This is a genomic window from Micromonospora sp. NPDC005553 (assembly GCF_042871765.1).
Lineage (GTDB): Bacteria > Actinomycetota > Actinomycetes > Mycobacteriales > Micromonosporaceae > Micromonospora.
The window spans coordinates 165,474-189,407 of record NZ_JBIAJD010000006.1; the positions used below are offsets into that span (position 1 = coordinate 165,474).

Consider the following 23,934-nt stretch of genomic DNA (forward strand, 5'->3'; position numbering starts at 1 on the left):
CAGGCGGGTCAGAGCACGTGCAGGGCGACACAGAGCCAGCGGCCCCGGCGATGTTCGAGGCGCAGGGCCATCGCCCAACTTCGGCCGCCCGCGCCGGTGAGGACGGCTGCCGCCTCCACTGCGGTCTCCCGGGTCTCACAGACCCGCAGGCGTAGCAGCCGGACGAGTGGTCGGCCGCTACGGCGGCGGGATGTCCCGGCCCGGCCGGATGCGCGGGCGAGCTCGGTCAGCAGGTCGCCCGCTCGGGCCGGGTCGAGCAGCGCTCGCACCTGGGCCGGCGAACGGTAGCCGTTGACCACCTCCAGGCAGGTGCCGACGAAGCGGTGCGCGGCCCGGGTGGTTTCCGGTGCGGTCGACGGCGGCAACGACGCGACCGGGTGGGTGGTGGACCGGCTGGGCACCGGGCGCAGGGCTGCTCGCCGCTCCGCCGGCCGGACCGGGCTGGGCCGGGTGGAGGCGAACAGGTCGAGGGCGAGTTGACCGTCGGTCGGCCCCGGCCAGTACGACCCGTCGCTCTCGTCCACGTAGGGCGGGTCGAAGGGCGGAACGGGGCGTAGCCGCACTGGGGGTCGGGAAGGACCGGGTCGCGTTCCGCTCATCAGGACCCCTTTGATCTTGCGTTTGCCTACGTTTGCCTCCGACAAGCTCGATTCTGGGTGACAGAACGGCCTCGGTCAATGGCTTCGCGGCGGCCCCGACCCGACACAGGGCATGATCCACTCGGGTTCCTTGATAACGCGGTGTCCCAGCTGCCCTAATGCCCCGACTTCCGTGAAGCCGAGTGGATCATGCTTTCGGCGGGCTCGGCGGGCTCGGCGGGCTCGGCGGGCTCGGCGGGCTCGGCGGGCTCGGCGCGCGGGATGGACGGGCGGGCTTGGGCTCTGCTACTCGGGGTCGCGGTCGACCAGCGGGTTGCTCTGCACCCAGTCTGCCGTTTCATCGTATTTGCGTGCTATGTACTCCTCCAGCCGGGTGCGCTCTACGCGCCACTGGCCGCGCCCGCCGATCTTGATCGCCGGCAGTTCGCCGCTGCGCACCATGTGGTAGACCTGCGAGTCCGACACGTTGAGCTCGGCGGCCACGTCGGAGAGCAGCAGGAACCTTGGTTCCACAGAAACTCCCGGGGTTGATGTCGTTTGGCTCAGTTTGCCACCGACAGACCCCGCCGCCCAGCGCCGCACCGGTTCGGTGGCCGACCAACCCCGCGCGGGACACACCGGCGGGAAACTTCCTCCGGCCGGAGGCGGGGTGTATGACGGTCACGGCGTGCGGCATGATCTGCGCCCGTGCCGGCGGCCGCCGGTGGAGGACGACGCGGGGAGACGACCGGTGACCGACGAGCTTGTCCGGGTGTACGTGCCGGCGACCGTACCGATGCTGGCTCGGCTTCGCGAGGAGGGGCTGGCCGCCGACCAGGCGCACGCCGTGACTCCGGCGCTTCGTGAGTGGTACGCCGAGGGTGACGAGGAGGAGTTGGAGTACGTCGCCTTCACCCGCGCAGCCCAGGACGCCCTGCACCTGCTCCGGGCCGATCCGACCGCTCCCCGGCGTCGCGTCGTCGTCTCGGTCGACCTGCCGTCGGCGGCGGTCGGGCGCGGCGACGGTGAGCTCGGCTCCAGCACTGTGACGTTGGCCGACGCCGTGCCGGTGGGTGCCGTCGCGGCCATCCACGTGGACAGCGCGGACGCGGCCGAGGAGGTCGGCGCGGCTGCCGACGTGGTGGCCGAGGCGGCGGCTGGTGACCCGGACGCCCAGTTCACCGTGGACGGCGCCGAGGACCACGAGCTGGAGTGGTACGACGTGACGGAGCTGGACCAGGTTCTCAACGCCACCGACTGACCGGGAAAACCGGCCCAGACCGCCCGAGCTGCCCCCGGCTCCGATCATGGAGTTGTGGTGGTGAACACAAGCCGCACAGGCGGGTGAACCGCCCACCACAACTCCATGATCGACCGGGGAAGGGGCGGCCCGCTCGGGGCGGGCTCAGCGCGCCGGGTCGGCCTTTGCCGGGTCGGCGTCGGAGGTGTCAGGTGCGTCGGACGTCTCGGCCGGGTCGGCGTCGAACGCCTTGGCGTAGCCCGGCTTGTCGTCGGCCGGGTCGACCTGGTTCGCGACGGGGTTCGGGTCGCTGGCGGGTTCGTCGTCGTCGCTGTGGGCCGGGCTGAGCGTGCGGCCGAACGCGATGAGCGCGGTCAGCGCCCCCACGAAGAGCACCCAGATGCCGTTGTCGACCCGCGAGGTGCCCAGCGAGGTCTGGGCTACCGCGTCGGCCTCACTGAGCGCGCTGGCGAGGTCGAGCAGTGACCGGCCGCCAACCCTGATGATCACTTCGGCGAGCAGCAGGAGGAGCCCCGGGCCGGTGCCGGCGAGCAGGTACGCCGGCCAGCGCAGCGTCGGTGCCTCGGGATCGCGGCGGACGGCTCGACGCCGCGCCCACGTCAGGTAGCCGAAGGCCAGTAGCCCGGCGAGCAGCCCGGCGACGAGCGATTCGGTGCGGGACACCCACTTGGCTGCGTTGATCAGCGACTCCTGGCTGTCGCCGGAGCCGAAGAGGTCGAACAGCGGGTCCCGGGCGCGGCTGAACGCGACCACGAAGATCAGCGTGCCCAGCGCGGCGGTGACCACAGCACCGATCGCCGGGGCGGTCCGCGCGCCGGCCAGCGCGCCCCCGATGATCGCCGCGGCCGCCGTGGTGCCGGCGATCACGTTGGTCGTGGACGTGTCGAAGTAGGTCAGGTTGATGGCCACCGCGGCGGCGAGCCCGACCAGCATTCCGCCGCCGATCGCCCCGGCGAAGCGCAGGGTGGCCCAGTCGCCGTACCGGCGGGCCAGCAGGTTGCCGGCGGCCAGCGCGACGGCTGCCCCGGCCACCAGCGCGGCCGAGATCACGCCGGGCAGCGCGAACGCGGAGAGGCTGATCGCGGTGACCCCGGCCGCCGCCGAGGTGATGGCCTCCCGGGTGGACCAGAGCATGGCGGCCAGCCAGCCGAGCGCCAGCAGCGCGAGCACTGCGGCGCCGGGGGCGGGCAGCGGCCGACTGCCGGCGCTGGCCGCGTCGACCGCCGGCTCGTCCGACTCAGCGGCCGGGACGCGGCCGGGCTGCTTGGTCATCGTCTCCCCTTCGAGGCGGCAGGTCACCGACCATTCAGGGTACGCGGGCCCGCTGGGCTGCCTGTCGCCCCGGGACAGCGGGACGGATCGAGGCCGGTCGGTAAGGGGAGGAGGGGTGGGGCGGTCCTTGGCGCGGGGCGGTGGCGGAAGTGGGTCGCGCGGCCCGTCGTGGGAGAATCACGGGAGGTCCCGCCGCTGCTCGGTCTCCCGTGCGGCGTCCGGTGTCCGGCCATCCGGTCGGTGCCCGCGGGTCCGGTTTCGCCACTGCTGTCGAGATCGCCAGGAGCCTTGATGGATGCCGTGTTCTCCGTTCCCGAGCCGCGCAACGAGCCGGTTCGCAACTACGAGCCGGGCAGCCCCGACCGGGACCGGCTCCAGCGGCGGCTGACCGAGCTCGCCGCCGAGCGCATCGACCTGCCGATGACCATCGGCGGTGAGCAGCGGATGGCCGGCGGTGACCCGATCAACGTGGTGCAGCCGCACAAGCACGCCCACGTGCTGGGGGTGACCGGGCACGCCACCCACGACGACGCGCGCGCCGCGACCAGGGCGGCCAAGGACGCCGCGCCGATGTGGCGGGCGCTGCCCTTCGAGGAGCGCGCCGCGATCTTCCTGCGTGCCGCCGAGCTGCTCGCCGGTCCCTGGCGGGACACGCTCAACGCCGCCACCATGCTCGGTCAGTCGAAGACCGCGATCCAGGCGGAGATCGACGCGGCGTGCGAGTTCATCGACTTCCTGCGGTTCAACGTGCACTTCGCGCGTCGCCTGCTCGAGGAGCAGCCGGCGTCATCGCCCGGCGTCTGGAACCGCTTCGACCACCGCCCGCTGGAGGGCTTCGTCTACGCGGTCACCCCGTTCAACTTCACCGCCATCGCCGGCAACCTGCCGTCGGCGCCGGCCCTGCTGGGCAACACCGTGGTCTGGAAGCCGGGCCCGACCCAGCAGTTCGCCGCGCACTTCACGATGCGGCTGTTCGAGGCCGCCGGCCTGCCGCCCGGCGTGATCAACATGGTCACCGGTCGGGGCGAGGAGGTCTCCGATGTCGTGCTCGCCGACCCGGATCTGGCCGGCATCCACTTCACCGGTTCGACGAAGGTCTTCCAGCAGTTGTGGCGGACCGTGGGCGACAACATCTCCCGTTACCGGGGCTACCCGCGCCTGGTCGGCGAGACCGGCGGCAAGGACTTCGTCGTCGCGCACACCAGCGCCGACGTGGACGCTCTGCACACCGCGCTGATCCGTGGCGCGTACGAGTACCAGGGCCAGAAGTGCTCGGCGGCCTCGCGGGCGTACGTGCCGCGTTCGATCTGGGAGGGCGGGCTGCGGGACCGGCTGGCCGCCACTGCCGACTCGCTGACCTACGGTGACGTGGCCGACTTCGGCAACTTCGGCGGTGCGGTCATCGACGACAAGGCGTTCGCCCGGCACACCGCCGCGCTGGAGCTGATCGCCGGTGACGACAGCTGCCGGGTGCTGGCCGGTGGCACCGCCGACGACTCGGTCGGCTACTTCGTGCGACCGACGCTCTTCGAGTGCGGCGATGCCGCTCACGAGACCTTCACCACCGAGTACTTCGGGCCGATCCTGGGCGTGAACGTGTTCGACGACGCCCGCTTCGACGAGGTCGTCGCGCAGGCGGAGTCGATCGCCCCGTACGCGTTGACCGGCTCGGTGTTCGCCACCGACCGCCGGGTCGTCGAGTCGGTCGGCGAGCGGATGCGGTACGCGGCCGGCAACTTCTACATCAACGACAAGCCGACCGGCGCGGTGGTCGGGCAGCAGCCCTTCGGTGGCGCCCGCGCCAGCGGCACCAACGACAAGGCGGGCTCCTGGCTGAACCTGGTCCGCTGGGTCTCCCCGCGGACGATCAAGGAGACCTTCGTGCCGCCGACCGACCACACGTACCCCCACATGGGCTGACCGGCGACGACCCGCCGGCGGCGCGTGGGCGTCGCCGGCGGGATGCCCGGAATGTGGCAATCCATCGATAGTCCTCAACGGACAGTCTGCCGCCGACAGTGCACTTAGGAAGTCCTGTCGGGTGGCAAACCGGCAAATCCTGGACGCCGGGTGCGCAAAGTGGCAGCGTAGTGGCCATGGCGGATTCCGGAGTCAACCCTACGGCGGCGGCCCTTCTCGGCCTCCTCCACGAGGGCCCGATGACAGGCGGTCAGTTGATGGCCGCCGCTGAGCGCCGTCTGGCGCCGTACTGGTCGATGACCCGCAGTCAGGTGTACCGCGAGTTGCCGGTGCTGGCTGAGCGGGGTTACGTGCGGCTCGGCAAGCCGGGCCCGCGGATGAGCCAGCCCTACGCACTCACCGCGAGCGGAAAGCGGACGTTTTCCCGCTGGCTCGCGGAGAACCCGGGGCGGGACACCATCCGCAACCCGATAGCGCTCCGGATGGCGTTCGGCAACCTGCACTCCGCCAGCCAGCTGAAGGGCCTGTACGCCTCGGCCAACGAATACCACACCGAGGCCCTCGCCCAGGTGCGGGAGCAGGTGAAGAACGCCAAACGGGACGGCGAGACGTACGACGCCAGCGCGCTGGAGTTCGCCGTCGCCTACCACCGCGCGGCCCTGTCGTGGTTGAAGTCCGCCCCCGTCGGGTGATGGTCGGCGGGTTCGCGCATCGGGAACGAGCTGCTCCGCTCCCGAAGGCGCAGTGTCGATTTGGCGCGGTTCTGCGGGGCTCGCAAGCTCACTCCTCGTCCGCGCAGTACGCTTGTCTGTCGTGACCGCTGCCGATTACGCCGAACAGCTCAAGGAACTCGACGCGACCCTGCGAAACATCGAGGCCGTCCTCAACCTCGACCGGCTCCACGAGGACAAGGCCCGCCTGGAGCAGGAGGCCTCCGCCCCCGATCTGTGGGACGACCAGGCCAAGGCCCAGCAGGTGACCTCGCAGCTGTCGTACGTCAACGGCGAGATCAGCAAGCTGGGCAGCCTACGTTCCGGTCTCGACGACGCCCAGGTGCTGCTGGAGCTGGCCGAGGCCGAGGCCGACCCGGGTGTGCTGACCGAGGTCGAGTCGGAGATCACCGGGCTGACCAAGGCCATCCAGGAGATGGAGGTCCGCACCCTGCTCTCCGGCGAGTACGACTCCCGGGAGGCGCTGGTCGCCATCCGGGCCGGCGCGGGTGGCGTGGACGCCGCGGACTTCGCCGAGATGCTGCTGCGGATGTACCTGCGCTGGGCGGAGCGGCACGGCTACCCCACCGAGGTCTACGAGACGTCGTACGCCGAGGAGGCGGGCCTGAAGTCGGCCACCTTCGCGGTCAAGGTGCCGTACGCGTACGGCACGCTCAGCGTCGAGTCGGGCACGCACCGGCTGGTCCGGATCAGCCCGTTCGACAACCAGGGCCGTCGGCAGACCAGCTTCGCGGGTGTCGAGGTTCTGCCGGTCACCGAGCAGACCGACCACATCGACATCCCGGAGAACGAGATTCGGGTCGATGTCTACCGCTCCTCCGGGCCGGGTGGGCAGAGCGTCAACACCACCGACTCGGCGGTGCGCCTGACGCACATTCCGACGGGCATCGTGGTGACCTGCCAGAACGAGAAGTCCCAGTTGCAGAACAAGGCCTCCGCGCTGCGGGTGCTCCAGGCCCGGCTCCTGGAGCGCAAGCGCCAGGAGGAGGAAGAGAAGATGGCCGGCCTCAAGAGCGGCGGCACGAGCTCGTGGGGCGACCAGATGCGCTCCTACGTCCTGCACCCGTATCAGATGGTGAAGGATCTCCGAACCGAGCAGGAGACCGGCAATCCGAGCGGGGTCTTCGACGGCGACCTCGACGATTTCATCGAGGCCGGCATCCGTTGGCGCAAGCAGCGTCAACTCGCCAACGACGCTGCGTGACGGCTCGCGGGCGGAGCGCGTCATCGATCTCCAGGTAGAGGCCTGATTCGACGACGCGCGCCGGATCTGTGGGGCGTGGGGCTTGGCTCAGTTGTTACACCGCGTAGACTCACCACCCGTGATTCAGCTTGAGCAAGTGACGAAGACGTACCCGAAGGCGTCCCGGCCTTCGCTCGACAACGTGTCCGTCTCGATCGAGAAGGGCGAGTTCGTCTTCTTCATCGGTCCATCCGGCTCCGGCAAGTCCACGATCATCAAAATGCTGCTGCACGAGGTGGCCCCCAACAAGGGGCGCGTCGTCGTCAACGGCAAGGACGTCACGTCGATGCGATCCTGGAAGCGACCCCACTTCCGGCGTTCGATCGGCTGCGTCTTCCAGGACTTCCGGTTGCTGCCCAACCGCACCGCCTACGAGAACGTGGCGTTCGCCCTTGAGGTGATCGGTAAGACGAAGGCGGTTGCCCGCCGGGTCGTGCCGGAGGTGCTGGAGCTGGTCGGGCTCGGTGGCAAGGAGCATCGCTACCCACACGAGCTCTCCGGTGGTGAGCAGCAGCGGGTCGCCGTCGCCCGGGCGTTCGTGAACCGTCCGCTGATCCTGCTGGCGGACGAGCCCACCGGAAACCTGGACCCGGACACCTCGATCGAGATCATGCGTCTGCTGGACCGGATCAATCGCACCGGCACGACCGTCGTGATGGTCACCCACGACTCCAACATCGTGAACCAGATGCGCCGCCGCGTCGTTGAGATTGAGAGCGGTCGCATCGTGCGTGACCAGGCCCGCGGCGTCTACGGGTGAGCCGGCGCTCCACCCCTGCGCAGCCTGACGACGAACACCTCATGCCGGAGACCCGGAGGAAATCCCGATGCGCGTGAAATACGTCCTGTCCGAGGTACTGGTCGGACTGTGGCGCAACGTGACCATGTCCATCGCGATGATCATCACGATGGCGGTCTCGCTGACCATGCTCGGCGCCAGCGGTCTGATGTACCGCCAGGTCGACGACATGAAGGACCTCTACTACAAGAACATCCAGGTCTCGATCTTCATGGAGCAGGAGGTGAGCGAGCAGCAGCGCACCGACCTGCAGACCAAGCTCGACGGCGACCCCCTGGTCAAGGAGGTCATCTACGTCGACAAGGCCCAGGCGTACGAGCGCTTCAAGTCGATGTACCAGGACGCGCCGGACCTGGTCAACGCGGTCAAGCCGGACCAGCTGCCCGAGTCTTTCCGACTCACACTGAACAATCCGGAGCAGTACAAGAACGTCTACGACCAGTACAAGGACACGGAGGGTGTCGAGGAGATCGTCGACCAGAGTCGACTGCTCGACAAGATCTTCAACATCCTCACCGCGATCCAGAACATCGCCCTGGCCGCCGCCATCGTGATGGCGGTCGCCGCCCTGCTGCTGGTCGCGAACACCATTCAGGTGGCCGCGTACAGCAAGCGGCGTGAGGTGGCGGTCATGAAGCTGGTCGGCGCGTCCAACTGGTTCATCCAGGCGCCGTTCGTGCTGGAGGCCGTGGTGGCCGGCCTGATCGGTTCACTCCTCGGTCTGGTGGCCCTGGTCGCGGCGAAGTATCTGCTCTTCGACGGGTCGCTGAGCGCGTTGCAGGGTCTGCTCTCGCCGATCACCTGGGGCGACATTCTGTTCATCTTCCCGCTGATGGCCGGCGTCGGTGGTCTGGTCAGCGCGGGCACCGCCTGGATCACCCTGCGCTTCTACCTGCGGGTCTAGGCACCGTACGGGTCGTCCCGTGGTCTCCCGAGGACCCTCCCGCAGCCGGAAATAAACGGCGCGGGAGGGTCCTTGTCAATGAGGCTTATTCGGGCGGTCCTGACGATGGCACGACCTGCCCGACGGCCAGAGCCCGAATAAGCCTCATTCGGGTAGCATGATCGGTTGTCCGGCCGGGGTGAGCCCGGCCGCGGACGCCAGGAGAGGGGGTGGCACCGATGCCACGGGAAAAGGGGCGCAAGGTGGTCGCCTCCAACAAGAAGGCGCGCCACGACTACGCCATCTTCGACACGTACGAGGCGGGCATGGCGCTGACCGGCACCGAGGTCAAGTCGCTGCGGGCCGGGCGAGCGTCACTTGTCGACGCGTTCGCGCAGGAACGTGACGGCGAGTTGTTCCTGCACGCGATGCACATCCCGGAGTACACCCAGGGCACCTGGACCAACCATGAGCCCCGGCGTACCCGCAAGCTGCTGCTCAACCGGGGCGAGATCGACAAGCTCCTCGGCAGGACCCGCGAGGGCGGTTTCACCATCGTCCCGTTGCAGGTCTACTTCTCGGACGGCTGGGCCAAGGTCGAGATCGCCCTGGCCAAGGGCAAGAAGTCGTACGACAAGCGCCAGGATCTCGCCAAGCGCGACGCGGACCGGGAGATCGCCCGGGTGTCCGGTCGACGTGGCAAGGGAATGGACGACTAGTTCATCCTGTTTGTCCGGGTCGGCGTGCCGGCCTGGGGCTCGGGATGAAAGCTGTTGCGGCAGGCGTTAGTCTTGTCAGTGCCGCCACATCGGCGGCCTGTCGAGGGGGTGACTGGTTTCGACTTCGTACGCAGCGACAGGGGAAGCGAGCCGAGGAAGCCGACGTCGTCTCGAGAATCGGTCGTCGGAAACTTATAAGCGCCAAGCAAAATCGCGCTGACTTCGCTCTCGCCGCCTGAGGCGAGTAGCTAAGTCTGTCGGCCTGGGAACGCCTTCGTCCCAGTAGCCGGCATCAGCTAGGAGGCTGGCCAATCGGACCCGGTCGCGGGGTCCGTGCGGCGAGATTAATCAGCGACTGGGCCCGTCACACCAACTTGCTCGCGTGAGCGGTGGGGCCGAGTAGAGGCACAGCGAGCTGCGCTCGGAGAAGCCCTGACAAACCGGCGAAGGACCCGGGTTCGATTCCCGGCACCTCCACCACCTCGAACGAAGCGCCCCGGCCCACCAGCCGGGGCGCTTCGTTGTTCGCGGGGTCTTACGCTGCCTCCTGTGACCAACCAGGAGCTGCGCCTGTCGGTCGGCGCGTCGCCCGGCCAGCGCGTCGTGGCGGTGGTGTTCGGCGTCCTGCTCACGGCCGTCGGCGCGGCGTTCGTGGCACTGCCCCTCGTCGCCGACGGGCTGCTGCGCCGACTGACCGGCCGGGGTGACGCGTTCGCTTCCTATGAGGAGGCTCGCGACCTGCCACCGGGGCTGTTGCCGCCCGGGCTGCGCGACTCCGTCGACCCGAACCATTCCGGCCCCAGCCCGTTGGTCGGCCTGTGTGGTCTGCCCTTCGTGCTGCTCGGCCTCTACCTGGTGCTGCGGGTGCTCCGTACGGCCGCCTGGCTGGACGGCAGCCGTGCTCGGGTACGCGGTGCGCTGCGCACCCGCACCGTCGACCTCGCCACCGCCCGGATCGAGTCCGGTGCGGTGTCGTACCGCGACGCTGACGACGGCGACCCGGCCGGCGAACCGCAGGCGCGGGCCATCCTCGCGACCGACCCGGGGAGCGTCCGGGGGGTCACCATCCCACTGCGCGGCATGGGGCTGCCCGTCCTGCCGCCGTCCGAGCTGCGGGCGCTGGCCGAGGCGATCACGACGGGTCGACCGGGCGACGCGCCGGCCGGCGACGCGCGCGCCGTGGCCGACCATCTGCGCCGGCTGGCAGAGCGCGCGTCGGCCGACTGAGGCGGGCGTACGTCCCCAGGAGGCCGGTGCGGGGGCTGGAGGCCACAGCAGCGGGGCTGGTGGGGTCACCGGGGCCAACGGGGCAGATGAGACGAGCCTGGGCCCTGGACACGGCGGGCCGGGCAGCCTCACCATCGCGGTATGGGGTAGCAGAGCCGCCGTGCGGGAGGTGCCAATGGTCACCGGTCCGGTCCAGCAGCCGTCAGTCGTCGCCCAAGCGCGCGTCGCGCATCCGGCGGGGCTCCCCGCCGATCCACATTCCACCGGTCTGCCCGGCGTGCCGCGCCCGGCCGGCCTCGCCGGTGACGTGCACGCCCTCGGCCGGGCCGTCGCCGTCGCGAGCACCGAACCGTGCTGGCGCGAGGAGGTTCTCCTTCGCCTGCGTCCGGTGCGCCACGGCTTCGCCGAGCACGTCCGGGTCACCGAAGGTCCCACCGGCCTCTACCGGGAGTTGCTCAGCCAGTCGCCACGACTAGACCACGGGGTACGGCTGCTGACCCGGGAGCACGAGGCGATCGTCGCCGCGATCCTGGCGGTTCAGCAGATCGCCGAGCGGCCCGAGACGCGCCCCGATGAGCTGCGACACCGGGCCGGGCACCTGCTGCGGCGGTTGGCCCGACATCGGCGGCGCGGCGCCGACCTGCTCTGGGAGGCGTACCAGACGGATCTGGGTGGCGAGACCTGAGTTCAGGTCGGGAACCGGCGGGTCGGCGGGGGCGTCGAACCGTGCATGAATCGGCTCGCCCTGCTGCTCGTACTCCCGTTGCTGCTCCTGACGGGTTGTGCCGCGACCGACGCCGGTCCGGCCGGCGGCCCGCCCAGCCGCACGGACGGGGCGGAGGCCTTCGTCCAGCGGGCCGCTCAGGTCGCCCAGGCGTGGCGGCCCGGCGTCGAGTGGCGCACGGGTTACGTGCCGCTGGAGGGGCCGACCCTGCTCACCGGTGACCCGGGCTTCACCCCCGAGACCGAGGCGGCCTTCCGGGCCGGGTGGTACCGCGAGCAGGTCGGAATACCGCCCACCCGGGTCGGCGGCGAGATCCAGTTCCCGGACGGACGGTTGACGCTGCCGTTGGTCAGTGCCGCCGAGGCGTACCGGCAGCTCGACCAGGGTGACCCGCTGCCCTGCCCGGGGCGGCCGAAACGGCCCGGACGACCCACCCCCGGCGGCCCCACAGTCGAACCGGGGCCCGACGGGTGGGTCACGAGCAGCACGCAGACCGCCTGCCTCCCGCTCACCGTCACCGCTGTCACGTTGGGCGCCGTGCCGGTACGCACGAGCCGTGGCGTGGCGCAGGTCCCGGCCTGGCTGTTCACCATCAAGGAGCTGACCACGCCGGTGGTCCGGCTCGCCGTCGCGCCGACGGCGGTCACCCCCGTGCCCGAGCCGACCACGCCCGCCCGGCCGCTGCCGGACGGTCTGGTGGCGGCCCATGACCTGGCCGCCGTCGACGGCGCCCGGTTGACAGTGCGCCTCGGCGTCGGCGCGTGCGACACCGCAATCACGCCGTTGGTGTGGGAACGGCCGGACGTCGTGGTGGTCGGTGGCGGCGTCACCCGGGCCACCGGCGAATGCATCGACCTGCTGAAGGTGGAGCCGGTCACCGTGACCCTGGCGACACCGCTGGGCAGCCGACCGGTGCTGGACGTCTTCACCGGTGCCCCGCTGTCGATCGGACCGCGCTGACCTGGTTCAGAGGATGCTGGGCACTTCGGTGCTGATCGGTACCGGCACCACGGTGGGCCGGTCGGCGCGCAGCCCGGCGGAGAGCGCCGCGCCGAGCTGGTCGGGTGTCTCCACCACCTGCGTGGCACAGCCGTAGCCGGCCGCGATCGCGACGACGTCCAACCCCGGCAGGTCCAGGCCGGGCACCCCGGGAGTGTGCTTCAGTTCGGCGAACGCCTTGAGGATCGCGTACTGCTGGTTGACCGGGACGACGACCACCACCGGCAGTGCCAGGCGCGCGGCCGTCCAGAGCGCCTGCACCGAATAGTGGAAGGAGCCGTCGCCGATCACCGCCACCACCGGGCGACCGCGCCCGGTGTCCCGTTCGGCCAGTGCGATGCCGATGGCCGCCGGCAGGCCGTAGCCGAGGCCGCCACTGGCCATCGTGAAGTACGACGCCGGGCGGGTGATCCGCAGCTGACGACGCAGCGCGGACAGATTGGATGGTGACTCCTGGACCAGCACGCCGTCGGGCGGCCAGTGCGCGGCCAGTGCGGCGAACAGGGCGTCGGCGCTCAGCGGGGTGCTGATCTCCGGTGGCGCGAGCGCGTCCCGTCGCCTTGGTGCCGGCCGGTCGCTCGGCGGCACCCCTTCGACCAGCGCGGCCAGGGCCAGTCCCGGGTCGCTGAGCAGGCTGTCACCGACCGGGGCCCGCGCGGCCTCGTCGGGGTCGTCAGTGATGTGCAGCAGCCGGGCGCCGTCGGGCAGGTGCCCGCCCGGCACGTACGGGTAGTAGCGGAACACCTGAGCGCCGACGACCAGCACCGTGTCGTGCCCGCGCAGCGCCTCGGCGAGCGGACCGATCGCATACGGCAGCACGCCGCGAAAGTGCGGGTGGTCCTCGGGGAACACCGACCGTTCGGTGGCGGGAGCCGACCAGACCGGCGCGGCGAGCCGCTCCGCCAGCGCGACCGCTGTCGACCAGCTCGCGGAACGGTCCACCCCCGGCCCGTACACGAGCACCGGGTTGCGGCTGCCGGCCAGCACGCGGACGAACTCCTCCAACCGCTGGGGGTCCGGCGCGAACCGGGTGGCCACCGTTCGCGGCGCGGGCGGTGGGTCGGCCGGCTGGGCCCAGTCGTCCATCGGCAGGGAGAGGAAGACCGGCCCGGCCGGTGGTTGTACCGCCGTCGCGTACGCCCGCACCATCGCGGCGGGGATGTCCTGCGCCCGGGTCGGCTCGTAGGCCCACTTCACGTAGGGCTGCGGAAGTTCGGTGGGTCGGCGGCTGGCCAGCCGGGGTTCCAGGAGCAGCATCTCCCGGGTCTGCTGGCCGGCGGTGACGATGAGCGGTGTCTTGTTGTGCCAGGCGGTGACCAGGTTGCCCATGCCGTTGCCGGTGCCCGGCGCGGTGTGCAGGTTGACGTGGGCGGGCAATCGGCTGGCCTGGGCGTAGCCGTCGGCCATCGCGACGGCCGTCGCCTCGTGCAGCGCGTGGACGTAGTGGAAGTCGGCGGGGAAGTCCTGGAGGAACGGCTCCTCGGTGGAGCCGGGGTTGCCGAAGACAGTGGTCATACCGAGGGTGCGGAGCACGTCGTACGTCGCGTCCCGGACAGTTGCCATCGCACCTGCCTCCGTCTCGCGGGCAGGGGCAACCGCGCTCGCCCTCCCGATCAGCCGAATCTATCGGGATGTGACGGACCTTTCGGGCGTTTCTCGGCCGTCGGTGGCCCCGATCGGTCGATCACCGGGAGCTCCGCCGCCGGGTGCGTCGACCCTTCGTCTTAACTGTCCGATCACCCGCCGGTCAGACCTTAGCCAGCACCCAGCACGCAGGCTATGGTGCCAGGCATGGCGTTGACAGCGCGGCTGAACCCGATGCGGCGGGCGGATCCGGTCGATGACCGGCGCCCGACGCGGGCTCACGGTTGACGGGTGTGTGGCATGCAGGGAGAGGGCCAGGCGATCGGCGGACGAGCGATGGAGTCGATGACCGGGCGGCTGCTGGTCGCGACTCCGGCGCTCAAGGATCCGAACTTTGACCGTACTGTGGTGATGCTGGTCGCCCACGAGCCCGGCGGCGCGCTCGGCGTGGTGCTGAACCGGGCCACCGAGGTGCCGGTGGCCGAGGTGCTCGGTGACTGGAGCGACCTGGCCCGCCACCCGGCGGTGCTCTTCGAGGGTGGCCCGGTGCAGCCCGACTCGGCCATCTGCCTCGCCCGGATGCGGCACCCGATGCGCCGGGTGAAGGGCTTCCACCAGGTTTCCGGAGCCGTCGGCACGATCGACCTCTCGGTCGACCCGGAACGGCTGCGGGAGAGCATCGGCGGCATCCGGGTCTTCGCCGGCTACTCCGGCTGGGGCAGCGGCCAGTTGGAGCAGGAGATCGCCGACGGGTCCTGGTTCGTGCTGGACGGGCTGCCCGGTGACGCCTTCGTCGACCGGCCCGACGACCTGTGGCCGATGGTGCTGCGCCGGCAGGGCGGGATGATGGCCGCCGTCGCGCACTTTCCGCCGGACGTGGCGCTCAACTGACCCGGCCCGGCGGGGGACCCCGCGAGATGACCATGCGGGCCGGTCTGTGTATAGTTTCCCAGTGCCCGGGCGACCGGGAGAACAGCAAGGGGCCGTGGCGCAGCTGGTAGCGCACCACACTGGCAGTGTGGGGGTCAGGGGTTCGAGTCCCCTCGGCTCCACCCTTGAGAAACGCCCTGGTCGGGATAATCCGACCAGGGCGTTCTGCTGTTTCTGGTGGTTCCGCCGCAGTCAGCCGCGATCCGCCAAACCGCCTCAGCACGCAGAACGCCCCGACCGGATGACCCGGTCGGGGCGTTGGCGACTGGATGTCTGGTAAGGGCTGAATCAGCCCTGGCGGCTCTTCCACTGCGGGTTGGCGCGGTTCACCACGACCACCCGGCCGCGACGGCGGACCACCACCGAACCCGGCTTCTGCTTCAATGCACGCAACGAGCTACGTACCTTCATCTCTGCCTCCTCGGTGCCAGCGGTTCCGAGTATCGAAACGCCGCACCCACCCTGGGGATTCCCGCCCCCTACGCTGATGGTTGGCGATGTGTGAGGAGGTACTCAAGTGTGGCCCGGGGCCTTTGTGACTGTCGTCTACGCGTTCCTCGGATGGCTCGTGGCGTACACCGCCCGGGTCGCGCTGCGACCGACGGTGAACAGAAACCGCAGCCCCGGCGTACGGACGCCGGCGACGATGCGGTCGGCCGAGCACTGGCACGCCGCGCACCAACGGGTCGCCCGCCCCCTGCGCCGCGCCGGCGTCCTGCTGGCGGTCGCCTCGCCGCTGCCGATTCTGCTCGGGGCCGCCTACGGTGATCCGCCGGTGATCGCGGCCGTGCTGGTGCTCGCCCTGCTGGTCGTGCCCTACCTGGTCTACCTGGCCTACCTCGCCGATCGAGCTGCGGCGGCCGTCGACGGGAAACGGTGATCAGGGCGGCCGTCGAACCTTTGCCGTCTGCCAGCCGTACCAGTGGGCGGAGGTCATCCTCATGCCCGTACGCCGGCTCCTCACCACGGTGCTGGTCGCTGCCGCGACCGTGCCACTGGCCGCCACACCCGCAGCCGCCCACGGCGCTCCCACCGACCCGGTCAGTCGCGCGGCGGCCTGCGGCCCCGAGGGCCGGTACGCGGCCACCAGCGCCTGCCGGGCGGCGATCCAGGCCGGCGCGGCGGTCCGCGAATGGGACAACGTGCGCGTTTCCACGGTCAACGGGCGAGATCGGGAACGGATCCCGGACGGCGAGCTGTGCAGCGGCGGGCTGTCCGCGTACCGGGGACTGGACCTGCCCCGCACCGACTGGCCCAGCACCACGCTGACCACCGGCGCGAAGTTCACCTTCCGGTACCGGACCACCATCGAGCACCGGGGCACCTTCCGGCTCTACGTCACCACGCCCGACTACGACCCGAGTAAGAAGCTGACCTGGGCGGATCTGGAGTCGCGCCCGTTCCTGACGCTGACCGACCCGCCGGTGCGGGCCGGGGCGTACCAGTTGGCGGGCCGGCTGCCGGCGGGCCGCAGCGGCCGACACCTGATCTACACGATCTGGCAGAACTCCAACACGCCGGACACCTACTACTCCTGCTCCGACGTGGTGTTCCGCGGCGCCAAGGCCACCGGAGCCACGGCCACCCCCACCCCGGCGAAGGCCGCCGCGACGAAGAGCGCGCCGCGTACCGCCGCGAGTGGGCCGGTCGCCACCGAGACGGCGGTGGCGGCGGCGGCCGACCCGGGCGTGCCGGTGGCGTCGGTGACCAACCTCGGCGGCCGGTGGCCGGTGCTGGCCGGTGCCGCCACCGTGCTGGTCCTGGCGCTGCTGCTGATCGGTGCCGGACGGCGACGCCGCAGCGCCGCAGCACCCGTGGGCCGGCAGTGCGAGGTGCGTAACCACCGGGCCGGGCGGCGCCGGATCTGGTGAACCGACCCGCCCGGGACCCGACGGTGCTCAGCCCAGGTGGCGCTCGATCTCGGCCAACTCGTCGGCAGTGAAGTCGAGGTTGCCCAGCGCGGCGATGTTCGTCTCCAACTGCTCGACGCTGCTCGCGCCGATGATGAGGCTGGTCATCCGCGGGTCACGCAGCGCCCAGGCCAACGCGAGCTGCGCGAGGGACTGGCCGCGCCCCTCGGCGACCGCGCCGAGCCCACGGATGGTGGCCATCTTCTCGTCGCTGAGATCGCTCTCGTTGAGGAAGACGCTGGTGCGAACCCGCGAGTCGGCCGGAATGCCGCCCAGGTAGCGGTCGGTCAGCAGGCCCTGCGCCAACGGGCTGTACGCGATGCAGCCCGCACCGACCTGCTCCAGCGTGTCGAGCAGGCCGTCGGACTCGGTCCAGCGGTTGAGCATCGAGTACGACGGCTGGTTGATCAGCAGCGGCGTACCCAACTCGCGCAGGATCGCGGCGGCCCGCGTGGTCTGCTCCGAGTTGTAGTTCGAGATGCCGACGTAGAGCGCCTTGCCGGAGCGGACGATGGCGTCGAGCGCCCCCATCGTCTCCTCCAGCGGGGTGTCCGGGTCGAACCGGTGCGAGTAGAAGATGTCGACGTAGTCCAGCCCCATCCGGCCCAGCGACTGGTCCAGCGACGAGATCAGGTTCTTGCGCGAGCCCCACTCGCCGTACGGGCCGGGCCACATCAGGTACCCGGCCTTGCTGGAGATGACCAACTCGTCCCGGTACGGCTTCAGGTCGGTGGCGAGCATCCGGCCGAAGTTCTCCTCCGCCGAACCGGGCGGCGGACCGTAGTTGTTGGCCAGGTCGAAGTGGGTGACACCCAGGTCGAAGGCGCGGCGGACGATGTCGCGCTGCCGTTCGAACGGGCGGTCCGGACCGAAGTTGTGCCACAGGCCGAGCGAGACGGCAGGCAGTCGCAGGCCGCTGCGTCCGCTGCGCCGGTAGGTCATGGTGTCGTAGCGGTCATCCGCAGCGAGGTAAGTCACGATCATGAGCCTAGCTCCGGCCCGCCCTGGCGTGGATCGGGCGTGGAAACCGGGACATCGGGGTAGTTTCGACGCCATGCGTTTCATTGCGCTCGACACCCCCAAACCGCTGTCCAAGATCGGGTTGGGCACCTGGCAGTTCGGCTCCCGGGAGTGGGGGTACGGCCCGGACTTCGAGCGGCAGGCGGCGCAGATCGTCCGGCGGGCCGTCGAGCTGGGTGTGACGGTCTTCGACACCGCTGAGATCTACGGCTTCGGGCGCAGCGAACGCATCCTCGGCGCGGCCCTCGGCGACGACCGGCCGAAGGTCGTGATCGCCAGCAAGATCCTGCCGGTGCTGCCGGTGGCCGCTGTGGTGCAGCAGCGGGCGGTCGCCTCGGCGGCCCGGCTCGGCGTCACCAGCATCGACCTGTACCAGGTGCACCAGCACAACCCGCTGGTCGCCGACCACAACACGATGCGCGGCATGCGGACCCTTCAGGACGTCGGGCTGATCAGCGACGTCGGCGTGAGCAACTACGGGCTGCGCCGCTGGCAGATCGCCGAAGCCGCGCTCGGCCGGCGGGTGCTCAGCAACCAGGTCCGCTACAGCATGCTGGACCGCGCCCCCGAGCAGGACCTGCTGCCGTACGCGCGGCAGGCCGGCCGGGTGGTCATCGCGTACAGCCCACTGGCGCAGGGCTTCCTCTCCGGCCGCTACGACGCCAGGAACCCGCCGACCGGTGCGGTCCGGCGTGCCAACCCGTACTTCCTGCCGGAAAACCTTGAGCGCGGCGCAGCCCTGATCGACACGCTGCGTCAGGTCGCCGACGCCCACGACGCCACCCCCAGCCAGATCGCGCTGGCCTACCTGCTGCGCCACCCGAACGTGCTGGCCATCCCCGGGGCGTCCGGGGTCGAGCAGATGGAACGCAACGCCGCCGCCGCCGACATCGACCTCGCCGACGACGAGTACACGGCCCTGGCTGAGGCGGCGAAACGCTTCCGCCCGATCACCGGGCTCGCCGCGATGCCGGCGATGCTGCGTGCCCGGTTCGGCAACCCAACCGGAAAGTGAGCACAGTGGACGACATCACCGCACTGATCCTGGACGACCACGCCACTTTCCGGCGTGGCTTCGCCCGCCTCGACGACGCCCGCGACGAGCAGGAGATGCTCGCCATCTGGGACGCTCTCGCCCTGCACCTGGACATCCACGCCGAGGCGGAAGAGGCGATTCTCTACCCGCACCTGGTCAAGCACGGCGACGACGGCGAGGACGAGACCGCCGACGCGATCGGCGACCACAACAAGATCCGCGACGCCATCGCCGAGGCGAAACTGCACCCGGTCGGCTCGGACCAGTGGTGGGAGGCGGTCGGCAACGCCCGCCGGGAGAACAGCGAACACCTGGCCGAGGAAGAGGACGAGGCGCTGCCCGACTTCCGCCGGCACGCCAGCACCGAACTCCGCGCCGAGCTGGGCCAACGCTGGCTGACCTTCTACGGCGAGCACAAGAATGGCCGCAACCTGCCGTTCCGCGACAAGGATCCGCAGCAGTACGTCGCCGACCACCGCTGACATCTCCCCGACGCGGGGGAGTCGGCGGGACCCGTCCGGGCAGCAGAATGACGAGGTGACCCTCCGAGCGGCGCTGGCCCCGCTGGTCGCCGGCACCACCTGGCGACGCGGCGTGTTCCTGCTGCTCGGCGGCGTGCTGGCACTGCCGTACGGGCTGCTCGCGGTGACCTTCGCCCAACTGCTCGCCGACTCGGCGATCCCCCGTCCAATGGTCTACGTCCTGCTGGTCATCGCCGCACTGATCGCCGTCGTCCCGTTGCTGCTGGACGGCAGCCGGGCCTTGGAGATCGCCGCCGTCCGGGCCCTGCTCGGCGTCGACCTGCCCGACCCCGCGCCCGGGCACCACGGCGACCGGGAGACCCGGCTGCGCAGCGCGCTCTGGATCGCCACCCACCTCATCGTCGGCGCGCTGGTGATGATCGGGTTGTTCAGCGCCCTGCCGATGGCACTGGCGTTCATCGCCCAACAGTTCGGCATCGGCACCGAGGTGATCGGCCAGGAACAGTTCGGGCCACTGGACGGACAGGACAGCGGCTGGCTGACAGTGACCGGGGTGCTCCTGCTGGTCGTCCTCGGCTACGCCGTCGCCGGTCTCGGCGCGCTCGCCGGATCCATGGCACCGGTGCTGCTCGGCCCGGCCCAGGCGGAGCGGATCGCCGCCCTCGAAGCACGGGCCGCCCAGCTCGCCGAACGCAACCGGCTGGCCCGGGAGCTGCACGACTCCGTCGGCCACGCGCTGACAGTGGCCACCCTCCAGGCCGGGGCCGCCCGTGAGGTCCTCGACACCGACCCCGAGTTCGTCCGGCGGGCGCTCACCGCCATCGAGGACGTCGGGCGGACCGCGATGGACGACCTCGATCACGTTCTCGGGCTGCTCCGGGAGAACGGACGCGACCGGCCCGTGGTGGCGCCGCAGCGTACCCTCGCCGACCTGGACCGGCTGGTCACCGACGCGCGCGCGGCCGGCCTGGCCGTGCACGCGCAACGCGCCGGCGACCCGGCCCGGGTGCCCGCTGTGGTCTCCCGGGAGGGCTACCGGATCGTCCAGGAAGGACTGACCAACGCCGCCCGGCACGGCCGCGGGCCGGTGACGGTACGCCTGGACCTGCGCGGCGACGCGCTGGAGCTGGAGCTGACCAACGCGGTGCGCCACCCCGACCAGGGCCGGCCGGGGCGGGGCGGTCGAGGCCTGGACGGCATGCGGGAGCGGGTGCTGCTGCTCGGCGGCCGGCTGACCGTGGGCCCGGACGGCGACCAATGGCTGATCCGGGCCCGCCTGCCGTACGAGGAGACGACATGACCACCGGAGTGCTGATCGTCGACGACGACGAGCTGATCCGGGTGGGGCTGCGGGCCATCATCGACGCCCAACCCGACCTGCGCGTGCTCGCCGAAGCCGCCGACGGGGCCGAGGTGCCGCCGCTGGTCGCCCGGCACCGGCCCGACGTGGTGCTGATGGACGTACGGATGCCCGGCATCGACGGCATCCAGGCCACCCGGCACCTGATGGCCACCTCCGCCGACCCGCCCCGGGTGCTGGTGGTCACCACCTTCGCCAACGACGAGTACGTCTACGAGGCGCTACGCGCCGGCGCCTCGGGGTTCCTGCTCAAACGGGCCCGGCCCGCCGAGGTGGTCGAGGCGGTCCGGGTGGTCGCGGCCGGCGAGTCGCTGCTCTTCCCAGCCGCGATCCGCCAACTGGTCGGGGCGTACGGGCCGGCGGGCGGCGACCGGTTGAGCACCGCCCGGCTCACCGAACGGGAGGCCGAGGTGCTGCGGTTGATGACCACCGGCCGGTCCAACCCGGAGATCGCCGCGCACCTGGTGGTCGGGGTGGAGACGGTCAAGACGCACGTCGGCAACGTGCTGGCCAAGCTGGGGGTCCGCGACCGCACGCAGGCGGTCATCGCCGCCTACGAGTCCGGCTTCGTCACCCCGTCCGGCTGATCGGTCCCTCCACCGGGGGAGGGGGTTCACCGCCGGCCGGGAGGGAATCCGGCGGCTGCAAGTCGAGGCTGAGAGCATGACGACGATCACTGCCTCTCTGCCCCGTACCGACTCCCGCTGGCCGGATCGGCTGGCCCCACTGGCCGCCGGTTGGCTCGGCCTGTGGGGCGTGCTCGCCCTGCTCGGCACGCTCACCAACGCCGGCTACCCGTTCGGCCCGAACGACCCCCACGGCGGCGACGTGAGCCTGCTCCGCCTGGTGCCGGTGGAGGTGGCCACCCCGCTCTTCGCCGGTGTGCTGCTCACCGCCGCGGTGGCCGCCCTGGCCATGAGCCGCCTGGCGGCGCGATCACCCGGCCCGCTGCGGGCGCTGCTCGCCGGCTACGGCTGGGCGGTCGCGTTCGTCCTTGTCCTGGTCGTGCCGGACGTCCGAGTGCTGATCGTCCTCGGCTACCTGCCGATACTCATCGTCGGGGCGCCGTTCGGCTGGCCGCCGATCGACTACTCCGATGTCTTCAACTGGGCGCTGTTCGCCCGGTTCGCGGCGCTGGCCGGCGGGCTGCTGCTGGTCGGGGCGGTACTCGCCTGGCAGCGCCGTACCGCCGGGGCCTGCGTCGGCTGCGGCCGCGCCGACACCGGCAAGGGGTGGACCACCCCGGCCGCCGCCACCCGCTGGGGCCGGTGGGCCGCCGGCATCGCCGCGGTGATCCCCCTGACGTACGCGGTGACCCGGTTCGCCTGGGCGGCCGGCATCCCGCTCGGCATCTCCCGCGAGTTCCTGACCGAGATGCAGGACACCGGGCTGGTCTGGGCCGGGCTCGGGTTGGGCGCTTTCGCCAGCGTCGGCGCGATCCTCACCCTGGGACTGGTGCAGCGCTGGGGCGAGCGTTTCCCGCGCTGGATGCTCGGCCTGGCCGGCCGTCGGGTGCCGGTGAAGCTGGCCGTGGTGCCGGCCACCCTGGTCGCCATCTCCGTGACCGCGGCCTCGCTGGGGCTGCTCAGCAATCCCGAGTTCTGGCGGCTGACCGGCGGGTTCAGCATGACCGGGGCGCCGATGCTGCTCTGGCCGCTGTGGGGCGTGGCCCTCGGCGTCGCCACGTACGCCTACCACCTGCGCCGTCGCGGTGCCTGCCGGGGTTGCGACAGGGGCTGAGGGTGGGAGCGGGGGCCCCTGATGCCCGGGGCGCCCCCGCGAATGTGAGCTAGCGTGGGTCGGGTGACTGCGCCTACCCCGGTAATCCCGGTTCCACCGGCCGACCTGCCCGGCACGCTCGGCGCGCTACGGGCGGCCGGTCACCAGTACCGCACCGTCAAGCAGGAACTCCGCGACAATCTCCTCGCCCGGATGCGCTCCGGCGAGACCCGTTTCCCCGGCATCGTCGGCTACGACGACACAGTGCTGCCCGAGGTCGAGCGGGCCCTGCTCGCCGGGCACGACATGGTGCTGCTCGGTGAGCGCGGCCAGGGCAAGACCCGGCTGATCCGCTCACTGGGCGCGTTGCTCGACGAGTGGACCCCCGTTCTGCCCGGCTCGGTGCTCAACGAGCACCCGATGCACCCGCTCACCCCGGCGTCGGTCGCCCAGGTCGCCGAGGCCGGTGACGACCTGCCGATCGGCTGGCTGCACCGCTCGATGCGGTACGGCGAGAAGTTGGCCACCCCGGACACCAGCGTCGGGGACCTGATCGGCGACGTCGACCCGATCCGCATCGCCCAGGGTCGTACCCTCGGCGACCCGGAGACCATCCACTTCGGGTTGGTGCCGCGCACCAACCGGGGCATCTTCGCCGTCAACGAGCTGCCCGACCTGGCCGAGCGGATCCAGGTGGCCCTGCTCAACGTGCTGGAGGAGCGCGACATCCAGGTTCGCGGCTACCAGCTGCGCCTGCCGCTGGACCTGCTCCTGGTGGCGAGCGCCAACCCGGAGGACTACACCAACCGGGGCCGGATCATCACTCCCCTCAAGGACCGTTTCGGCGCGGAGATCCGCACCCACTACCCGGTCGAGCTGGAGCTGGAGCTGGCGCTGATCCGCCAGGAGGCCGACCTGTTCGCCGAGGTGCCGGAACACGTGCTGGAGGTGCTGGCCCGCTTCGCCCGCGCCGTCCGGGAGTCGCCGTCGGTGGACCCGCGCTCCGGTGTCTCCGCCCGCTTCGCCATCGCCGCCGCCGAGACGGTCGCCGGTGCCGCGCTGCGTCGCGCCGGTCTGCTCGCCGCCTCCGACACCCCGGACGGACGCCCCGAGGCCGCCGTCGCCCGCGTCGGTGACGCGGTGTCGGTGACGAGCACGCTGCGCGGCAAGGTCGAGTTCGAGAGCGGCGAGGAGGGCCGGGAGACCGAGATCCTCGCGCACCTGCTGCGTACGGCGACCGCCGAGACGTTCCGGGCCCGCCTGGCCGGGCTGGACCTGTCCGGGTTCACCGCCCTGGTCGAGGACGGCGCCGCGATCGAGACCGGCGAGTTGGTCAGCGCCGCCGAGCTGCTGCGCCAGGTCGGCACCGTACCCGGGCTGGCGAAGGTCATGGACCGGCTCGACCTGGGCGACGCGCCCACCTCGGAGGAGGCCGCTGCCGCCGTCGAGTTCGTGCTGGAGGGGCTGCACCTGACCCGCCGGCTCGGCAAGGACGTCACCGACTCGGGGCGCACCGTCTACGGCGGCCGGGGCTGAC

Annotated in this window: 25 protein-coding genes, 1 tRNA gene and 1 other RNA gene; 21 read left to right on the forward strand and 6 right to left on the reverse strand. The window is 71.1% G+C overall.

All coding sequences use genetic code 11. From position 1 onward, the window contains the following. Positions 1 to 8: 8 nt before the first annotated feature. Both ACFYPG_RS24620 and ACFYPG_RS24625 read right to left on the reverse strand, forming a co-directional pair. Positions 9 to 599 carry an Rv3235 family protein gene (locus ACFYPG_RS24620; protein WP_387354013.1) on the reverse strand — a complete coding sequence of 197 codons (591 nt, stop codon included), beginning with the start codon at positions 597 to 599 and terminating at the stop codon, positions 9 to 11. 285 nt (positions 600 to 884) lie between these two features. Then, positions 885 to 1,112, reverse strand: a complete 228-nt coding sequence (locus ACFYPG_RS24625) for a helix-turn-helix domain-containing protein (RefSeq protein ID WP_355005552.1) — start codon at positions 1,110 to 1,112, stop codon at positions 885 to 887. 217 nt (positions 1,113 to 1,329) lie between these two features. Between ACFYPG_RS24625 and ACFYPG_RS24630 the strand changes: the two genes are divergently transcribed. Continuing rightward, positions 1,330 to 1,839 (forward strand): DUF6912 family protein, encoded by a 510-nt coding sequence (locus tag ACFYPG_RS24630; RefSeq protein WP_387354014.1) that lies wholly within the window; start codon positions 1,330 to 1,332, stop codon positions 1,837 to 1,839. Between the two features lie 144 nt (positions 1,840 to 1,983). Here the strand turns inward: ACFYPG_RS24630 and ACFYPG_RS24635 are convergent, their stop codons facing one another. After that, positions 1,984 to 3,111 (reverse strand): hypothetical protein, encoded by a 1,128-nt coding sequence (locus ACFYPG_RS24635; protein WP_387354015.1) that lies wholly within the window; start codon positions 3,109 to 3,111, stop codon positions 1,984 to 1,986. Between the two features lie 291 nt (positions 3,112 to 3,402). Between ACFYPG_RS24635 and pruA the strand changes: the two genes are divergently transcribed. From pruA to ACFYPG_RS24685, 10 genes are all read left to right on the forward strand, one after another. Then, on the forward strand, positions 3,403 to 5,031 hold the full coding sequence (gene pruA / locus ACFYPG_RS24640) for an L-glutamate gamma-semialdehyde dehydrogenase (RefSeq protein WP_387354016.1): 1,629 nt from the start codon (positions 3,403 to 3,405) through the stop codon (positions 5,029 to 5,031). Positions 5,032 to 5,207: 176 nt separating this feature from the next. Continuing rightward, positions 5,208 to 5,723 (forward strand): PadR family transcriptional regulator, encoded by a 516-nt coding sequence (locus ACFYPG_RS24645; protein WP_238666587.1) that lies wholly within the window; start codon positions 5,208 to 5,210, stop codon positions 5,721 to 5,723. Between the two features lie 121 nt (positions 5,724 to 5,844). Next, positions 5,845 to 6,966, forward strand: coding sequence for a peptide chain release factor 2 (gene prfB / locus ACFYPG_RS24650; RefSeq protein WP_355005548.1), 1,122 nt, complete (start codon positions 5,845 to 5,847; stop codon positions 6,964 to 6,966). A 118-nt stretch (positions 6,967 to 7,084) separates the two neighbouring features. Further along, a complete protein-coding gene (gene ftsE, locus ACFYPG_RS24655) occupies positions 7,085 to 7,765 on the forward strand; it encodes a cell division ATP-binding protein FtsE (RefSeq protein ID WP_030331491.1) in 681 nt (226 codons plus the stop codon). 67 nt (positions 7,766 to 7,832) lie between these two features. Further along, a complete protein-coding gene (ftsX, locus tag ACFYPG_RS24660) occupies positions 7,833 to 8,708 on the forward strand; it encodes a permease-like cell division protein FtsX (protein WP_112582377.1) in 876 nt (291 codons plus the stop codon). Between the two features lie 218 nt (positions 8,709 to 8,926). Further along, positions 8,927 to 9,406, forward strand: coding sequence for an SsrA-binding protein SmpB (gene smpB / locus ACFYPG_RS24665; protein ID WP_124854050.1), 480 nt, complete (start codon positions 8,927 to 8,929; stop codon positions 9,404 to 9,406). Between the two features lie 104 nt (positions 9,407 to 9,510). Next, positions 9,511 to 9,886, forward strand: a transfer-messenger RNA (tmRNA) gene (ssrA, locus tag ACFYPG_RS24670). A 69-nt stretch (positions 9,887 to 9,955) separates the two neighbouring features. Continuing rightward, on the forward strand, positions 9,956 to 10,633 hold the full coding sequence (locus tag ACFYPG_RS24675; protein ID WP_387354017.1) for a hypothetical protein: 678 nt from the start codon (positions 9,956 to 9,958) through the stop codon (positions 10,631 to 10,633). 160 nt (positions 10,634 to 10,793) lie between these two features. After that, positions 10,794 to 11,318 (forward strand): hypothetical protein, encoded by a 525-nt coding sequence (locus ACFYPG_RS24680; RefSeq protein ID WP_387354018.1) that lies wholly within the window; start codon positions 10,794 to 10,796, stop codon positions 11,316 to 11,318. 45 nt (positions 11,319 to 11,363) lie between these two features. Further along, entirely contained in the window at positions 11,364 to 12,317 is a 954-nt protein-coding gene (locus ACFYPG_RS24685) for a hypothetical protein (RefSeq protein WP_387354019.1), read from the forward strand. A 6-nt stretch (positions 12,318 to 12,323) separates the two neighbouring features. Here the strand turns inward: ACFYPG_RS24685 and mdlC are convergent, their stop codons facing one another. Then, a complete protein-coding gene (gene mdlC / locus ACFYPG_RS24690) occupies positions 12,324 to 13,919 on the reverse strand; it encodes a benzoylformate decarboxylase (RefSeq protein WP_387354020.1) in 1,596 nt (531 codons plus the stop codon). Positions 13,920 to 14,240: 321 nt separating this feature from the next. Here mdlC and ACFYPG_RS24695 point away from each other — a divergent pair, with 321 nt between their 5' ends. Then, the gene (locus ACFYPG_RS24695; protein WP_355005543.1) at positions 14,241 to 14,831 is read left to right on the forward strand and encodes a YqgE/AlgH family protein; all 591 of its coding nucleotides are present in this window, start codon (positions 14,241 to 14,243) and stop codon (positions 14,829 to 14,831) included. An 88-nt stretch (positions 14,832 to 14,919) separates the two neighbouring features. Next, a tRNA-Ala gene (locus ACFYPG_RS24700) sits at positions 14,920 to 14,992 on the forward strand. A gap of 166 nt (positions 14,993 to 15,158) precedes the next feature. On the opposite strand, the gene ACFYPG_RS24705 is transcribed toward ACFYPG_RS24700, so the two are convergent. Continuing rightward, positions 15,159 to 15,281, reverse strand: coding sequence for a 50S ribosomal protein L36 (locus ACFYPG_RS24705; RefSeq protein WP_030490864.1), 123 nt, complete (start codon positions 15,279 to 15,281; stop codon positions 15,159 to 15,161). Between the two features lie 124 nt (positions 15,282 to 15,405). Here ACFYPG_RS24705 and ACFYPG_RS24710 point away from each other — a divergent pair, with 124 nt between their 5' ends. Both ACFYPG_RS24710 and ACFYPG_RS24715 read left to right on the forward strand, forming a co-directional pair. Then, positions 15,406 to 15,750 (forward strand): SdpI family protein, encoded by a 345-nt coding sequence (locus tag ACFYPG_RS24710; RefSeq protein ID WP_355005542.1) that lies wholly within the window; start codon positions 15,406 to 15,408, stop codon positions 15,748 to 15,750. 61 nt (positions 15,751 to 15,811) lie between these two features. Continuing rightward, positions 15,812 to 16,741, forward strand: coding sequence for a lytic polysaccharide monooxygenase (locus ACFYPG_RS24715; RefSeq protein WP_387354021.1), 930 nt, complete (start codon positions 15,812 to 15,814; stop codon positions 16,739 to 16,741). Positions 16,742 to 16,768: 27 nt separating this feature from the next. On the opposite strand, the gene mgrA is transcribed toward ACFYPG_RS24715, so the two are convergent. After that, a complete protein-coding gene (gene mgrA, locus ACFYPG_RS24720; protein WP_355005540.1) occupies positions 16,769 to 17,764 on the reverse strand; it encodes an L-glyceraldehyde 3-phosphate reductase in 996 nt (331 codons plus the stop codon). 70 nt (positions 17,765 to 17,834) lie between these two features. Here mgrA and ACFYPG_RS24725 point away from each other — a divergent pair, with 70 nt between their 5' ends. The 6 genes from ACFYPG_RS24725 to ACFYPG_RS24750 all read left to right on the forward strand — a co-directional run bounded on the left by ACFYPG_RS24725 (position 17,835) and on the right by ACFYPG_RS24750 (position 23,933). Beyond that, positions 17,835 to 18,815 (forward strand): aldo/keto reductase, encoded by a 981-nt coding sequence (locus tag ACFYPG_RS24725; protein ID WP_387354022.1) that lies wholly within the window; start codon positions 17,835 to 17,837, stop codon positions 18,813 to 18,815. 5 nt (positions 18,816 to 18,820) lie between these two features. Next, a complete protein-coding gene (locus tag ACFYPG_RS24730; protein ID WP_387354023.1) occupies positions 18,821 to 19,318 on the forward strand; it encodes a hemerythrin domain-containing protein in 498 nt (165 codons plus the stop codon). Between the two features lie 55 nt (positions 19,319 to 19,373). Beyond that, complete coding sequence (locus ACFYPG_RS24735; RefSeq protein WP_387354024.1) at positions 19,374 to 20,618, forward strand: sensor histidine kinase; 1,245 nt, start codon at positions 19,374 to 19,376, stop codon at positions 20,616 to 20,618. Continuing rightward, positions 20,615 to 21,265: a response regulator transcription factor gene (locus ACFYPG_RS24740; protein ID WP_355005536.1), complete on the forward strand. Its 651-nt coding sequence runs from the start codon at positions 20,615 to 20,617 to the stop codon at positions 21,263 to 21,265. The genes ACFYPG_RS24735 and ACFYPG_RS24740 overlap by 4 nt, the downstream gene beginning before the upstream one ends. 76 nt (positions 21,266 to 21,341) lie before the next feature. After that, positions 21,342 to 22,418 (forward strand): hypothetical protein, encoded by a 1,077-nt coding sequence (locus tag ACFYPG_RS24745; protein ID WP_387354025.1) that lies wholly within the window; start codon positions 21,342 to 21,344, stop codon positions 22,416 to 22,418. A gap of 54 nt (positions 22,419 to 22,472) precedes the next feature. Beyond that, positions 22,473 to 23,933 carry a sigma 54-interacting transcriptional regulator gene (locus ACFYPG_RS24750; protein ID WP_355005534.1) on the forward strand — a complete coding sequence of 487 codons (1,461 nt, stop codon included), beginning with the start codon at positions 22,473 to 22,475 and terminating at the stop codon, positions 23,931 to 23,933. Position 23,934: the final 1 nt, after the last annotated feature.